Consider the following 13,385-nt stretch of genomic DNA (forward strand, 5'->3'; position numbering starts at 1 on the left):
CTAGGAAACAGTAATGCCCAAGGTAATCACTGATCGGCAGATTCGTGACATATGCAAGATGATCAACACTTGGGACACCAAGTATCCACTGGATTGGAATTCGATTTGCCAGGGGGCACAGGAGATTCTGAATTGGGAGTCCCCTCCGACCCGTCAAGCACTTAGCGGCAAACCCACGGTCAAGCTCGCGTATCAGGCCAAAAAGGCCTCGTTAAAAAAAGAACTTGAAAGGATTACTAACCTTCCGCGCCCCAAGACGATTCGTGATGGCGCAGAACGTATTGCGCGGCTTGAGAAAGAAGTTGCGCATCTGAAAATCCTAAACAATAAGCTATCCGAAGTGATCAATCGCTTTATCTACAACGCGAGTCTTAAAGGGCTTCACAGGACGGATTTGATGAAAGCCATGCCCTCCGTGAAGGAGCCCTCACAAAAATGATTGCCCTTTGCTTTTACCGAGAGTTCGCTTGATCCGGAGGTCGCTTACAAATGTGAGATCAATGCCAATCTTCTATTGGCTGGTGGTAGTAATACCCCGCATTACTATTTCAGTAAGTTAGTCAAAGTGAAACGATATTTCCAGTCCAATTGATCGAGGCGCCAATGAATCTGGCGCATGTCGTGCAGCCACGTGCAGCCACGTGCAGAATGTTATCCCGAGACACAGTGAAAGTAAGAAAAACCACACTGCTCATCACAGGCGCGCCACGCTGCAACTAGTCTTGCAGGAGTTCTAGCGATGAATGCCCCCTTCGCTAGAATTCGCAACTGGATCGCCGCTGACGTCACGGATAAGCGTCGAAACTTTGGCTATTTAGAACTAACCTTGCTCACACTCAATTTGTACATCCCTACCGGTATGGTCAAACACATATTGATCTACAGCGGACGATACCGTCCGAAAGTTCATGCCCACTGCCAAAGGTTGCCCGGAACAGACCATCGACGTAGTCAGACACTTCCCACTGAAACTCTTTATGCAAGCCCCCAACATGTGTGTCTTGCAGAAACGCAAGGATTCGCTTTCGACCAGCCCTTGCTCGACGAAACTCCCGCTGAGTAACTGATTCCCCACTACTGGTTTGAAAGCCAAAATCCGCTGCCAGAATGAGCAAGACCAAGTCTGCCTGGTCGACCTCCGTCATGCACGCTTCCTACGATGAGTATGCCTTGCCCCAAAGTCCTCGCACATGACTGGGGCATGCCCAAGCAGCGATACGGCCTTCCTGGCTGCAGCACGATACGACTCAAAGTTACGAACAATGGAGCTGATGAACACCTTCATAGAGACCCTCCAGTAAATGCCAAGGATTATCTGGACGGCCAGCACCACCAACGAGAAAACCAACCGCTCAATTAATAACTATGTGGCGGAGAGGAAGTCTTTAAGTAAATCGAAACAGCCTCCCGACACGATCAGGCTTAAGAGTATCTCCTTCTTCTCGGCGTAAACGCTCCATTCATTCAGACCTAGCCCAACTCCCAGCAGAATGGTTGTCATCAACATGTAGCGCCAGGTAGGGGCAAAAATCTTGATGAGCTGGGGCAATGAGGTGTGCTTTACGAACTCACGAGCATGCTTGTTGTACCTACGCCCCACGATGCATGCAAGGCCGAGCAGAAGTCCCGCCAATCCTAGCGCCATAGGCTGTGTAAGTGGCACGAAGAACAGCGCTCCACATCCCACGAACAAACCACTACCCACCTTCGCCAGCTTACGGCTGTACTCTTTGGCAGTCTTATATCCGACCCCTGGCAATTGGGGGTCGAATCCGGGCTGCTTTAGCATCTTCATTTCCCAGTAACTCATGACTATCTCCCGCCTCCTTTGTCACATTTTCGGGTCTACTTGTAGTTTGCTTGTGTTGTCAAAAATAGCTTATCCAGTCTTCTCTCCAGCGCGTACATCACCCACCCAGAGCCAGTCGTTCAACCAGATCAACGACATCCTTGCGATCCTTCGCTTTTAATAAATGAAAGCACTGCAGCAGATGCGCTGTCTCGTCATCCTCGCAGTAAAAATACGCCACCGGCAGATTCAGGACAGCAGCAATCTGCTTCACGATGCTTTCCCCAGGCTGATGCACGCCCTTCTCGTACTGACTCATCCTCGCAGAAGCCGTGGCCGGCTCAATGCCCGCCTCAATCCCCAAACGCTCCTGTGAAAAACCTCTTACCTTGCGCGCCTCTTTCAAACGCTTGCCGAACGTGCTCATTTTCTCATCGCCGAAAGGCTAAGAGATTCTTAGATTTGACTTGATGGCATACTAAGTATTCCTTAGTATTTGGAAGAAATATCCTTTTGCCATCACTCCAAGCGCACGGACAGGGACTCAAGATGAAGGAAATGCAGATCGTAGACGGCCGGCTCGACGAAAAATCGCGCGGTTTTGGGGGCGAAATGGTGAGCTACCATTTCTGGAAAATTGACGGCAAAAAACTCGAACCGATCGAAATCCCGGATACGCTGGACGCGCATGTCAGAGCGGGGGATCGGGTTCGAGTGACAGCCCAACTGGGTAAAGACAAGGTCAAAAGAATCTGGGCAATGCAAGTGGCAGGAGAGGCTGTTCGTTCGGTTGTCACTTTCCCATTTATTGCCGTCTCCCTCGGGAGGCTCAGCATCCTGCCTCTGGCGGTCGCCATTTTTACTATTTTTGTTGCGTATGGCTTCTGGCAAAACAGCACGCACCACGGAGGGTTTCACGGCTCGTCCTACCAGCTAGCCTGGATCGCGCTCAATGCGTTCGTCAGCTATCGCTACATGATTAAGCCAATATTGATCATAACGCGTGGCATCAAGGCGTTTCGCGAATATTGCGCCAAGGCCCCTGCTTCCACCTCGCCGGCTAATTGAAAAGAGCTAGCAGCAAAAAAAGCCAGGGAGCAAAAAGTGAACAACGTTGAACTGATCCAACACCAAGCAGAGCTGGTTTTTGGCAACAAAGAAAAGGCTGACGCTTGGTTGGGCCAGCCCAAAACGGCGTTCGGTGGCTGTTCACCGATCGATTTTGCTTGCTCGGAAGCAGGGTATCTCTCGGTAAAGGAGATGCTGGCAAAAATCGACCAGGGATGTATTAGTTAGGCCGATTGCGGCCCCGCCCGAAGGTTAAACAGGGCCTGCTTCAGCAACGTGATGAGGTCTACCAGGGGCAATGTTGGTAGTTCTCATCACTACAGTCTTATTTTTTAATGGAAACGATTGCGGCTTTGCCATCCTTTATCTTAAAGGAAAACGATACATGGTCTCCGACCTTCAGAGCTGTCAGCTGATCTTCTGTCACTGAAAAGGCCATGGTCATTGGCGGCCATTGCACGGCGGGAACAGCTCCGTGGGAGATAGTCACCGTATGCTTCGTAGTATCTAAAGACTTGATCGTTCCCTCGGCATTGGCAACTTGAGCCTGTTTTGTATCCTGCTTCATCTCCATGCCCTTCATACCGTCCATTTTCATGCCCGGCATGTCCTCAGCGTGGACAGAAATTGAAAGCGCAAATACGGTGCTTGCAACTGCAATCATAGTCAGTTTCATACGACTTTTCCTTGAGACTTGATGGGTGCAACTGAGAGGTGCCGACGACGCATCAGACGATAGGCTGCTGGAATGACAAACAGGGAAAGTAAAGGTGCCGTGACCATACCGCCGACCATGGGTGCGGCAATCCGGCTCATCACTTCGCTACCAGTACCGCTGCCCAACAAGATGGGTAGTAAGCCAGCAATAATGACCGCTACGGTCATGGCCTTGGGCCGAACTCGCTGCACAGCGCCGTCACGAATCGCTGCAACCAGGCCGGATTCGGTGCTGTCGCCGAGATCTTCACGTTCGGCCCAAGCGCTCTTCAAGTAGAGCAGCATGATCACGCCGAACTCGGCAGAAACCCCAGCCAAGGCGATAAAGCCGACTCCGGTGGCGACCGACAGATTGAATCCCAACAGATAGAGGAACCATGCTCCTCCAGTCAGTGCGAATGGCAGAGTGGCCATAATCAGTAACGCCTCATCGAAGCGGGCGAAAGTCAGATACAGCAGCACGAAGATGATCAACAGCGTGGCAGGCACCACCAGTTTGAGACGTGCGTTAGCCCGTTCCAGAAATTCGAACTGCCCCGAGTAACTCAGGCTCATACCGGGCTGCAGCTTGACCTGTTCATTGACAGCGTGGCGTAGATCGGCGACCACGGAAGCAATGTCCCGACCACGTACATCGATATACACCCAGCCTGAAGGTCGTGCGTTCTCACTCTTGAGCATGGGTGGCCCATCGCTGATCTTGATCTTCGCCACCGTGCCGAGGGTGATTTGGCTGCCTAGCGGCGTGTAGATTGGCAACTGCTCCAGGGCGCCGAGCGAGTCACGCCAATCACGGGGGTAACGGACGTTGATCGGGAAACGAGCAAGACCTTCAATGGTCTCCCCGACGTTTTCACCGCCGATAGCACCAGCCACAATAGACTGCACATCAGCGATATTCAGTCCATAGCGGGCTGCGGCTTTACGGTCGATATCCACATCGATATAGCGGCCACCGGTCAGTCGCTCAGCTAAGGCCGAACTGATACCGGGCACACCTTTGGCAACGCGCTCGACTGCTTGGGTGACAGCATCAATTTCCGTCAAATTGTTGCCGGCGACCTTCACTCCAATAGGGCTTTTGATACCCGTAGCCAGCATATCGATACGGTTTCGTATCGGTGGTATCCAGATATTGGTTAGCCCAGGAACTCGTACCACTCGATCCAGTTCCTCCACCAATTTTTCCTGGGTGATGCCTGGGCGCCATTGCTCGTGCGGCTTGAATTGAATGGTGGTTTCAAACATCTCCAGCGGTGCCGGATCGGTGGCTGTTTCGGCTCGACCGGCTTTACCGAAGACGTGGTCGACCTCTGGAACAGTCTTGATCAGGCGGTCGGTTTGTTGCAGCAATTGCGCCGCTTTCTGCGCCGACAATCCCGGCAGGGCTGAAGGCATATAGAGCAGATCGCCCTCGTCCAACGGGGGGAGAAACTCGCCGCCCAAACGCGACATTGGCCATAGCGCACTGACAAAAACCAATAGCGCTACCAGCAGCGTGATCTTTGGTCGACGCAAGACCGCATCCAGAGCGGGCTGGTAGATCCGGATCAGCCAACGGTTTAGCGGGTTATGTTGCTCATTGGGAATTCGACCTCGAATCCAATAACCCATTAGCACTGGTACCAAGGTGACCGATAACCCTGCAGCAGCGGCCATGGCGTAGGTCTTGGTGAAAGCCAATGGGCCGAACAGTCGGCCTTCCTGAGCTTCCAGCGTGAACACCGGAATGAACGATAAGGTGATGATCAATAGGCAGAAGAAAAGTGCCGGGCCTACCTCTGCCGCTGCTTCTGTCATCACGTGCCAATGACGCTCACCCTTCAGCTCCTCCCCAGGATTGGCTGCGTACCAGGCCTCGATCTTCTTATGGGCGTTCTCGATCATCACCACGGCGGCATCGACCATGGCGCCGATGGCAATGGCAATCCCACCCAAAGACATGATGTTGGCGTTGATCCCTTGGTAACGCATGACGATGAAGGCAATTAGTATTCCCACCGGAAGCGAAATGATCGCAACCAGAGATGAGCGCAAGTGCCAGAGGAAGATCCCGCAGACCAATGCGACGACGATAAACTCTTCAATGAGCTTATGGGTTAGATTTTCCACCGCGCGGTCAATCAGCTTGCTGCGGTCGTAGGTGGTGACGATTTCCACACCAGCCGGCAAACTGCTTTTCAGTTCGTCGAGTTTGGTCTTGACCGCCGCAATGGTTTCGCGAGCGTTCTTGCCGCTGCGCAAAATCACCACACCACCGACGGTCTCACCTTCGCCGTCGAGTTCGGAGATGCCCCTCCGCATTTCCGGCCCTAACTGAAGCGTGGCGACATCACTAAGAGTTACTGGCACGCCACCGGCACCCAACTTAAGCGGGATCGCCCGAAAGTCATTGAGTGTCTTTAAATAGCCCGACGCACGCACAATGAACTCGGTCTCTGCCATCTCCAGCACGGCACCACCCGTTTCCTGATTGGCCTTGCCGATAGCCTCGATTACCTCAGCTTGAGTGATACCGAGGCTGGCCAATTTGAGCGGATCAAGCTGCACCTGGTACTGCTTGACCATACCCCCCACAGTGGCCACCTCCGCAACGTTCGGCAGGGTCTTGAGTTCGAACTTGAGGAACCAATCCTGAAGCGCACGAAGCTGTGCCAGATCGTGTCCGCCACCGCGATCCACCAGTGCGTACTGATAGATCCAACCCACGCCCGTCGCATCCGGCCCCAACGCGGGCTTGGCGCTGGCTGGCAACCGACTTTGTATCTGGCTCAGATACTCCAACACCCGTGAGCGGGCCCAGTACAGGTCAGCCCCGTCCTCGAACAGCACGTAGACGAAGCTGTCACCGAAGAAGGAATACCCACGCACGGTCTTGGCCCCCGGCACCGAGAGCATGGTGGTCGCCAACGGATAAGTCACTTGGTTTTCGACAATCTGCGGTGCCTGGCCTGCGTAAGGTGTACGGATGATCACCTGCACATCGGAGAGATCCGGCAGCGCATCGATGGGCGTGCTTTGCACCGACCAAATGCCCCAAGCCGTGACGAACAGTGTCGCCAGTAGTACCAGGAATCGGTTGGCCACCGACCAACGAATGAGGGCAGCAATCATGGCTGCCCCCCCGATTTATCCAGGCGCTCAACACGCAAGCCATCGTTAGTCTGGCTCACCGCGACCCGAACCTTGTCACCCGTATTGAGGCCCTGCATCAGGGCCGGGTTGGCGAGTGGGAAAGTCATCGTCATGCCAGGCATGCCCAGCGTCTTGAAAGGGCCATGGGCGAGTGTGACTTCTTTGTCGTTGATCTCAACGATCTGCCCATCCGCCTCATGAAAACTGGAGGTTGCTGCGCTGAGCAGTGACTCTTCCTCCGAGCTTGCAACAATTCCTTTAAGGCTGGCCTCCGAGTCGAGCAGGAACTGGCCAGACGTAACCACCTTCTGGCCTTCTTCCAGACCTTTCACTATCGCCGTCTTGCCATCGCTTTCCTGCCCGAGGTGCACTTCTACGGGACGGTAGCGGCCCGCGTCTTCGGCGAGCATCACCAAGGCGCGTCGGCCAGTGCGGATGACGGCTTCGCTCGGAACCCACAACACACTTTGCCCGGTCGAGCGAGTCAGGCGTACCTGCGCCGTCAAACCCGGTCTGAGGCGTCCTTCCGGATTGGGGAGTTCCACGCGCACGCGAAGAGTGCGGCTGTCCGGGTTGGTCTCGGGCAAAATCGTGCTGACTGTGCCACTGAGCATTGTCCCTGGGAAGGCTGGTAGACGCACTTCGACCGCCTGCCCCACGGTGATCGATCCGGCATCCGATTCTGGAACGGCCACGGCAAGCCAGACACTGCTCAAGCCATTGACGCGTGCCAGAGTATCGCCAGTAGCCACAGTCATACCCGCACGTACATTCAATTCTTGCAGCACACCACCAATTGGGCTGGTGAGAGTCAGGTAGGGCTGAACCTTACCGCCACGCTCTACCTGAGTAATCAGTGCTGCCGGCATTCCTGTGAGCCGTAGACGCTGGCGAGCCGCATCCAACAGGGCAGCGTCCCCGCTGCGTTTCAGGGCAAGGAACTCTGTCTGAGCAGCGGCCCATTCCGGCACTAGGATTTCCGCCAACGCCGCGTTGGCTTTGAGCACGTCACCGGGAGCGTGGGCATAGACCCGCTCCACAAAGCCTGTGGTGCGTGCCTGAATCACGGCGACATCACGTTCGTTGAATCCCAAGACACCCGTCACATCGAGGCTGGAGTCAAAAATTCCACGGGTGACTGTTGCAAAACGCAGACCGAGATTCTGGGTCAGACTTGGATCGATATTGACGGTCGCACGATCCTCTGCGCCACCGACGTACTGAGGAACCAGTTGCATGTCCATGAAGGGGGACTTACCCGGATTATCGAACTTTTGCTGCGGGTACATGGGGTCATACCAATACAGGGCCTTACGTTCATCCGGTGAATTGAGGCTTTGTTCCGGGGTGGTATCAGATCCTCCGTTCATGCGCTGATGTGCCAACCAGTAACCACCGGCAACACCCAATGCCAGCGAGATGCATACCAGCAATGCCCCGTTCCCTTTTTTAAGGATCATTGGCTAGACTCCCCGTAAGCAAAATACAACCGCGCACTCGTCAGCGCTCGCTGCTCTTCCACGTCGATCTGCTTGAGACGGGCCTCGATCAGCTCGCGGCGGGCGGCAACAACGGCGTTTAAATCGCCTTTGCCAGCACGGTAACTGGCCATGCTGAGTTCGACCTTTTCCTTGGCCAGCGGCAATAGGCTTTCCTGGTTTCGTCGCACGGCACGATTTAGGCGCTCATAGTCAGCAAGTTCAGTCTCCAATTGCTGGGTATGCTCGCGTGACAGGGCTTCGCGCTCGGCCTCAAGCTGACTGAGTTCCGCCTGCTTGGCTGCGATTTTGGGGTTTTGGCGAGAGTCAGGAAACAGCGGCAGATCCCAGGAAAATTGCACGCTGACCATATCGCCGAACTCACGGCCACGGCGCTGGTAATCCAGTTCCCAGCTCCAGTCTGACTGCTTCTCCGACACGGCTTCACGAACCTTGGCTTGCGCTTCGCGGGTCATCGGCGCAAACGCTGCGAACTCGGGATGGTGTTGCAGTTTATGGGAGTAACTTGAGGTGTCGACGGGCCATTCGGGCAAGTTGCCCACAGGCTTGTCGTTGGCGGCGGAGCCAATCCAGCGTTTGAGGGCCGCTCGGGCCTGTGCTCTCTGGAGAATCAGATCGTCCTGTTGCTCCGCCAGTTGAGCTGCTTCCTGCTTGGGTGTCACCGCATCGGCGAGCTGAGCGCGGCCCCCGGCGATTTGGGCTCGGACGGCATCGTTCAATAATCGGTTTTCTTTGTAAAAATCCTGGAACAGCGCATCTTTACGCTCAACCGCATAGCTACTGATCCAGGCCAATGCCGTGGACTGGCGTACCTTCAGACGTTCGACTCTACGCTCCGCAGCAGCGCGATCAACAGCAGCATCGGCGACCTCGATGCGCGCTTTGCGCTTGTCGCTATTGGGCATCTCCTGCCTGACCCCGACCATTTGCATAGTCATGAAGTCCTGGTCGATGCTCCAGCGATCCGGGCCGCCAATGGGGTAGTTCTGCACACCCACCAATAACTTGGGATCAGGTAATTCACCAGCGGGGATGGCTGCACTGCTGGCAGCCTGAATTTTCGCGTCTTGTGCGTTCAGCGACGGCGCATTGTTTTCGGCCAGCCGCAACGCTTCATCGAGTGTTAATGCGGCAGCGAAGCTCGGCAATGCCAGTACGCTTGCCGCCAGACCGGCCACGAGGGGCCAACCTGTGCAATAGCACTTGGGGTTCATGTTCGCGATTCCTGTGATGATCCACTGCACACGAAAAAAGACATGCGCGCAGTTAGTCCATCCCGCTAATGCGGAATGACGCTCAACGTGGGACAGGAATCAAACGCGAGGCGGTCGCCAAACCCCGGACGAGGTCTTTACAGGTAAGGAATCGCTTAAAAACGAAAGCACTACAGGGTTGAATACGGTTACAGGAGGCTTGAAGATCGTGACTTGCAGCATGCCGCCTGTCTTGCATTCCTGGCCCGGCTTACAAGGTTTGCCGTGCTCGGGAGGGCTTTTCATATCGTTGCAGCAGTCCATCCCCATGTCGTCCATCATCGCCATGCCCATCGTCTTCATTGGGCACGGTTCTGTCGGTGCCTGAACGCCCGCCATCCCGCTGAGGGGAAGCGCCAAGCTGATCATGAAGATGATGCAAAACCGCAGATAGCGTTTCATGGGCTGGAGTGTAGTCGCTGCAAATGGCTCTTACAATTGAGCACGTCACCTTCAACCTACCGCCAAATCTCTCGATAGCCATAACGCCGGAATGGAGTTAAGACAACGCTACGTTCAAAAAAAGGTCGGTGCTTATCTATCAACTCGCCCAAAAAATTGAGTCGAGGGCCGAGCGCGACGAAGCGGATTAGGGAAGGCTTCGGTGAGACTGCTCGACGATCACCTCACTACAGTCAGCAGAATGACCATCCCCTCAATAGGGCGCTCGCACCTACCGCTTGAGCTTCTAATACCTATGGTTTAGCATCGCCCATATCCCCCCTGAGGGGATGTGAAGCTATCTACATAAGCATAGCCCGTGGGTCGCGTTTTCAAAAAAGATCTCAACCACCTAACGGTTACATGCCTATCCATGTGAGATTTCTCATGCTGAATATCCTAGCCAATCGCCCCTACCGTCATCTCTTCATGGCTCAAGTGATTGCGCTCGTAGGGACTGGTCTTGCCACCGTCGCGCTGGGCCTATTGGCGTTTGACCTCGCTGGTGCCCAAGCGGGCGCGGTGCTCGGTACAGCGCTGGCAATCAAAATGACGGCCTACATCGGCGTTGCGCCGATTGCAGCGGCTTTTGCAGAGCGTCTGCCTCGTCGAGCCATGCTGGTCACACTGGATCTGGTGCGGGCTCTGGTCGCGATGGCTTTACCGTTTGTGACTGAGGTTTGGCAAATCTACGTGCTAATTTTCGTCCTTCAGTCAGCCTCAGCAGCGTTTACTCCGACCTTCCAGGCGACCATTCCAGACATCTTGTCGGATGAAGATGACTACACCCGCGCCTTATCGTTATCCCGGCTGGCCTACGATCTCGAAAGTGTCGCCAGCCCGATGCTCGCCGCCGCACTGCTGACCGTGATTAGCTTCCATAACCTATTCGCCGGCACGGTCATCGGTTTTCTCGCTTCTGCCGCCCTTGTCGCCACGGTGCTGCTACCTAAGGCGAAGCAGATACCGCGACGCAGCATTTACGAACGAACCACCCGTGGTATGCGCATATTCCTGGCCACACCACGCTTGCGAGGGCTGCTGGCTCTTAACCTGACAGTGGCTGCCGCCAGTGCCATGGTCATCGTCAATACGGTGGTGTTGGTTCAGTCGCGGTTCGCTCTGCCGCAAAGTTCTACGGCATTAGCGCTGGCTGCGTTTGGTGGCGGATCGATGGTTGCTGCCTTGGTCTTGCCTCGGCGGTTGAAAAACGTCAAAGACCGAACGGCCATGTTGTTTGGTGGAGGAATATTGGTAGCGGGTTTAGCGGTAGGCATCAACCTGACGACCTATAGTTTCCTACTACCGCTTTGGATGGTGCTCGGAGTGGGCTACTCACTGGCCCAGACTCCGAGCGGTCGACTGTTGCGCCGCTCGGCACATGCCGAAGATCGCCCGGCATTGTTTGCCGCCCAATTTGCTTTATCCCATGCCTGTTGGTTGATTACCTATCCATTGGCGGGTTGGCTGGGTGCGAACATCAGCCTCACTGCATCATTTGCTGGGCTGGCTGTCGTCGCAGGGGGTGCGTTGGTGGCAAGTATCGTGATCTGGCGACCAGCTCATGACCAGGAGTCGATCAAACACACCCATGAGAATTTGTCGGGCGATCACACACACATCGAGGGTCAGGGCGGTATGGATCATGAGCACCCATACATCATCGATGATCAGCACCGCCGATGGCCCAACAAATGATCGTAAGTTCCTAAGATTTGCCAAGGCTAGTTGGTGAAAAATCAGACCAGCAATCGTATGGCTTGCAGAGCGGCAAGGTGGCCTGGATAGAACCAGTAGCCCCATTGCCGAACCGGCCAGACCTTGAAAGAAAAGGTCTGACGCAACAGCCAAAGTCCGATCAAGGGGGCCGCAAACGCAGTGCTCCAGACCAGCAGTGAATAGACTTCAAGGCCCATCGCCTTGGTCACGATGCTGCTACTGCGGGTATTGCTCAACAGGGATAGAGCCGCTGGCAACAACCAAAGCGCCCCAGGCCTATTGATTGCTATCAAGGCAGTCGCAGGTACAAGTGCACCGTAGACGCCGTACATCAGTGGATCATTCAACACGTAGGCCACTGCGAGCGCAATCAACGCCATCGCGCCGCTCAACAGGGTGCGATGTTGCACTCCCCAAGCAATTACTAGCCCTAATGCCAAGGTCACCATTATGTTGAATGATCCTGAAGTGCTGATGTAGCGATAAGGCACTTCTGAAATGGCAGCGAACAACAGCATCAGTGCCAGGTATCGACCGCTCGCAGGTGTCAGCAACTCACCCGGTTTTGAGCGTGCTACGTTTGCTGCAATGGCGACACAGAACAACGGAAAGGAGAGTCTCCCCGGAATGAAAAGGTTGGTCATGTCCGGCCAGACCAACCGCAGATGGTCGATGACCATGGTGAGCATCGCTAGCCACTTGATCAGATCCAGGCTGCTGCTTCGGCGTTTTCGCGAGGGCTGCACGGTCATAGGAGCAACTGTCATGTCCACCCCAGCGTGACTGCGGTCAGCACGAGATAACGAGCTCCCTTGGCCAGGGTGACGATCAGCAGGAAACTCCAGAATGGCTCGCGCATTATTCCAGCAACGACCGTCAGTGGATCACCAATGATGGGCACCCAGCTCAGCAATAATGACCAGCGCCCGTAACGCAGATAGGAATGCTGGGCTTTTTCGAGCTTTGCTTCGCTGACTGGGAACCACCGCTTGTGGCGGAATCTTTCAACGGAACGCCCTATCATCCAGTTCACTGCAGAGCCAAGCACGTTACCGAATGTGGCGACCGTCAAGAGGATTGAAGTGACGTATCGGTCGGATAACAACATTCCAACCAATACCGCTTCAGACTGCATCGGCAGCAGCGTGGCGGCACCAAACGCCGCTAGGAAAAGCCCCAAATAGCTAGTGAGTTCAAACACTAAAGACTCGCCTCAAACGTTCGCGCTGATCTAGCAATGGAAGTCGACTCAAAGACCAACGTGCCTGAGCGCCGCCTAGTTGGAGTCCGGCGAAGTTGGGTATTTAGACCTAGAGGTATTTGGTGATCTGTTTGAAGGCTTCTAGCGGTGCGCGTTCACCACTGTTCAAGGCCGAGACGGTGTCCTCCAAGCAGTGATCAATGTGATCCTGGATGAGTGTGCGTTTGGCTTGGCACACCGCTTTTTCGACAGCATGTAGCTGCTGAGCGATGTCCACGCACTGACGCCCCTCTTCGATCATGGTGATGATGCCGCGTAAATGACCATCTGCCCGCTTGAGGCGCTTAATGATCGCCTCGTGACTTTGGTGGGTGTGGGGATGGTTATGTTCGTGTTCTTGCTCACTCATGACTTGAGCCTCAGGTCTCAATGAATTACGCTGGCATCCTATCCCCCCTAGGGGGATGTGGTCAAACGTAACTCGGCACTCCAAACGAACTTAAACCCGGACGCTATGTTCAGTAGATCCCTGACAACGACAGTGGTATTCGCACTTGCTCTCA

Annotated in this window: 14 protein-coding genes and 1 pseudogene; 4 read left to right on the forward strand and 11 right to left on the reverse strand. The window is 54.8% G+C overall.

The genetic code is table 11. From position 1 onward, the window contains the following. Positions 1-13 precede the first annotated feature (13 nt). Positions 14-439 (forward strand): hypothetical protein, encoded by a 426-nt coding sequence (locus ACP7EE_RS21085; protein WP_426236466.1) that lies wholly within the window; start codon positions 14-16, stop codon positions 437-439. A 424-nt stretch (positions 440-863) separates the two neighbouring features. On the opposite strand, the pseudogene ACP7EE_RS21090 reads toward ACP7EE_RS21085, so the two are convergent. The 3 genes and pseudogenes from ACP7EE_RS21090 to ACP7EE_RS21100 form a co-directional block, all read right to left on the reverse strand. Next, a pseudogene (locus ACP7EE_RS21090) lies at positions 864-1,285 on the reverse strand (DUF4062 domain-containing protein). A 78-nt stretch (positions 1,286-1,363) separates the two neighbouring features. Beyond that, positions 1,364-1,810, reverse strand: coding sequence for a hypothetical protein (locus ACP7EE_RS21095; protein ID WP_426236468.1), 447 nt, complete (start codon positions 1,808-1,810; stop codon positions 1,364-1,366). Between the two features lie 97 nt (positions 1,811-1,907). Further along, positions 1,908-2,216, reverse strand: coding sequence for a helix-turn-helix domain-containing protein (locus ACP7EE_RS21100; protein ID WP_426236470.1), 309 nt, complete (start codon positions 2,214-2,216; stop codon positions 1,908-1,910). 122 nt (positions 2,217-2,338) lie between these two features. Here ACP7EE_RS21100 and ACP7EE_RS21105 point away from each other — a divergent pair, with 122 nt between their 5' ends. Beyond that, entirely contained in the window at positions 2,339-2,857 is a 519-nt protein-coding gene (locus ACP7EE_RS21105) for a hypothetical protein (protein ID WP_426236472.1), read from the forward strand. Between the two features lie 36 nt (positions 2,858-2,893). Beyond that, complete coding sequence (locus ACP7EE_RS21110; RefSeq protein WP_426236474.1) at positions 2,894-3,085, forward strand: antitoxin Xre/MbcA/ParS toxin-binding domain-containing protein; 192 nt, start codon at positions 2,894-2,896, stop codon at positions 3,083-3,085. Between the two features lie 97 nt (positions 3,086-3,182). Here ACP7EE_RS21110 and ACP7EE_RS21115 read toward each other — a convergent pair whose 3' ends face one another. The 5 genes from ACP7EE_RS21115 to ACP7EE_RS21135 form a co-directional block, all read right to left on the reverse strand. Then, complete coding sequence (locus ACP7EE_RS21115) at positions 3,183-3,533, reverse strand: copper-binding protein (RefSeq protein ID WP_426236476.1); 351 nt, start codon at positions 3,531-3,533, stop codon at positions 3,183-3,185. After that, on the reverse strand, positions 3,530-6,688 hold the full coding sequence (locus tag ACP7EE_RS21120) for an efflux RND transporter permease subunit (RefSeq protein ID WP_426236478.1): 3,159 nt from the start codon (positions 6,686-6,688) through the stop codon (positions 3,530-3,532). Before ACP7EE_RS21120 ends, ACP7EE_RS21115 begins: the two co-directional genes overlap by 4 nt. Next, the gene (locus tag ACP7EE_RS21125; protein WP_426236480.1) at positions 6,685-8,169 is read right to left on the reverse strand and encodes an efflux RND transporter periplasmic adaptor subunit; all 1,485 of its coding nucleotides are present in this window, start codon (positions 8,167-8,169) and stop codon (positions 6,685-6,687) included. Before ACP7EE_RS21125 ends, ACP7EE_RS21120 begins: the two co-directional genes overlap by 4 nt. Beyond that, positions 8,166-9,422 carry a TolC family protein gene (locus ACP7EE_RS21130; RefSeq protein WP_426236482.1) on the reverse strand — a complete coding sequence of 419 codons (1,257 nt, stop codon included), beginning with the start codon at positions 9,420-9,422 and terminating at the stop codon, positions 8,166-8,168. Before ACP7EE_RS21130 ends, ACP7EE_RS21125 begins: the two co-directional genes overlap by 4 nt. A gap of 99 nt (positions 9,423-9,521) precedes the next feature. Continuing rightward, positions 9,522-9,863 carry a hypothetical protein gene (locus ACP7EE_RS21135; protein ID WP_426236484.1) on the reverse strand — a complete coding sequence of 114 codons (342 nt, stop codon included), beginning with the start codon at positions 9,861-9,863 and terminating at the stop codon, positions 9,522-9,524. Between the two features lie 426 nt (positions 9,864-10,289). Between ACP7EE_RS21135 and ACP7EE_RS21140 the strand changes: the two genes are divergently transcribed. Next, entirely contained in the window at positions 10,290-11,600 is a 1,311-nt protein-coding gene (locus ACP7EE_RS21140) for an MFS transporter (protein WP_426236485.1), read from the forward strand. A 41-nt stretch (positions 11,601-11,641) separates the two neighbouring features. On the opposite strand, the gene ACP7EE_RS21145 is transcribed toward ACP7EE_RS21140, so the two are convergent. The 3 genes from ACP7EE_RS21145 to ACP7EE_RS21155 form a co-directional block, all read right to left on the reverse strand. Next, entirely contained in the window at positions 11,642-12,373 is a 732-nt protein-coding gene (locus ACP7EE_RS21145; protein WP_426236487.1) for a TraX family protein, read from the reverse strand. Positions 12,374-12,384: 11 nt separating this feature from the next. Next, a complete protein-coding gene (locus ACP7EE_RS21150) occupies positions 12,385-12,822 on the reverse strand; it encodes a YqaA family protein (protein WP_426236489.1) in 438 nt (145 codons plus the stop codon). Positions 12,823-12,931: 109 nt separating this feature from the next. After that, complete coding sequence (locus ACP7EE_RS21155) at positions 12,932-13,231, reverse strand: metal-sensing transcriptional repressor (protein ID WP_426236491.1); 300 nt, start codon at positions 13,229-13,231, stop codon at positions 12,932-12,934. Positions 13,232-13,385: the final 154 nt, after the last annotated feature.

Origin of the sequence: Pseudomonas sp. TWP3-2, assembly GCF_049897765.1 — a bacterium.
Classification (GTDB): domain Bacteria; phylum Pseudomonadota; class Gammaproteobacteria; order Pseudomonadales; family Pseudomonadaceae; genus Aquipseudomonas.